The sequence below is a fragment of the uncultured Campylobacter sp. genome, from assembly GCF_938031315.1.
Taxonomy (GTDB): Bacteria; Campylobacterota; Campylobacteria; order Campylobacterales; family Campylobacteraceae; genus Campylobacter_B.
The window spans coordinates 1-1537 of sequence record NZ_CALHHT010000501.1 but is presented as its reverse complement, the minus strand read 5'-3'; the positions used below and the strand labels follow the sequence as shown (position 1 = coordinate 1537).

Genomic DNA, 1537 nt, shown 5'->3' with positions numbered 1-1537 from the left:
GCTCCATTTTACGCCTCACAACGAGAGTAAAAATACGAAAATATGGTGGCTAAGCAGGCCCAAGACCGCCGGCACGCTGCAGCGTTTGACGATATCGAGCGGACTGCACTTTAGCATACCCGCTATCGCGACGACCACGCCTGCGACGGGCGAGAGAGGGCGAGCGATAGTGGAGGCCTGATGCATCGGTAGCACGAGCATAACCGAGCTCACGTTTAGCTTAGCCGCGATATGAGGCACCATCTCGATGAGCGGGTAGAAGCTCGCGCCGTTTGAGCCAGAGATGATCGTAACTAGCGTAGTGATGACGACAAAAAGCACCGACATGCCAAAGCCGCCAAAGCCAAGCGAATTTGCGAGCCCTACGATACTATCAAGCATACCTAGAGCCTTAAAGCCTTCTGCAAATACGCCCGCTGCGATGATAAGGATCACGACGCCGCTTAGGCTCTTGCCCATCGCTTGGAAAAATACCTTGACCCCTTCGGCGATCGGGTCAAATTTAAACCTATGCCTGACCGCTTCAAAAAGCATCGCGATGACGACTGAGAGGATGATGATCGCCGAGATGTCAAGCTTGATAGAGGCGATGCAGTACTGCGAAAATACGACCACCAAAATCATCGGTAAAAACGGCAGTATCGCGTAAATTTTAGGCGCGGCGGCCTCGGGATTTTGCACTGCGCCGTCAAATTCCATCACTTCGCCCACGTGCTCGCTACACACCCAGCCCTCTTTTTTATCCAGATACCTGTTCCAAAAAACGAGCGCGATACCCATCACGATCGAGGTCGGAAGCGCAGCCGGAATTTTATAAATGAAAACGTAATCTAAAATGCTAAGCTGCGTAGCCTTTGCCGCGGCGGCGGTCGATGCGCCGATGAGTACCATCGAGGCGGCTCCGGACATCGCGCAGATCGAGCCTACGGTGAGTTTGTTTAATCCAAGCGAGATGAGCACGGGCCCTAGCAGCGCGAGGCATAGCACGCCAAGCCCCACCGCGCTAGTGATAACCATGCTGATGAGCTTAGCCACCGCAAATGCGACGAAGACCATGACGTATGGATTTTTGATCCTAGCAAAGCGCTTCGTAGCGATAGAGACGAAAGCGTGGTTCGCGCCGATATGCGTCATATAGCTAGCAAAGCCAACCATAAACATGATGATAAGACCTAAATTTGCAAATCTGTTTGAGAACATATAGCGAATAAACTCGATGATGTTTAGGTAGGCGTTGCCCGTCGCTACGGCCTGTTTAGGCATGAAATTCCCCGTTCCCAGCGCGACCGAGCAGATCAACATAAAAACGCCCGAAAGAAAAAGCACGAGCGGCGCGTACTTGCCCCGCACTATCGCCCAGCCCACGATAAACAGCACCACCGTGCCGATAATAATACCTGCAGCCATTTTAGCTCCTTTTGCAGTAAAATTTGAGCGAATTTTACTACGAACATCGATATTTTAAGCTAAAACGGAGATTATTTTTCGGCTTCCTCCCCTAGGATACTTTGCGCGAGCTTTGATTGATTGAAATTTT

General features: G+C 51.1%; 1 protein-coding gene. It reads right to left on the bottom strand.

Annotated features, from left to right (window positions below):
- Nucleotides 1-15: 15 nt before the first annotated feature.
- Nucleotides 16-1407, bottom strand: a complete 1392-nt coding sequence (dcuC, locus tag Q0236_RS12350; RefSeq protein ID WP_297918563.1) for a C4-dicarboxylate transporter DcuC — start codon at nt 1405-1407, stop codon at nt 16-18.
- Nucleotides 1408-1537: the final 130 nt, after the last annotated feature.

Bases quoted from the DNA above. Each gene is read 5' to 3' on its own strand.
- dcuC (WP_297918563.1), bottom strand. From the start codon at position 1,407: ATGGCTGCAGGTATTATTATCGGCACGGTGGTGCTGTTTATCGTGGGC.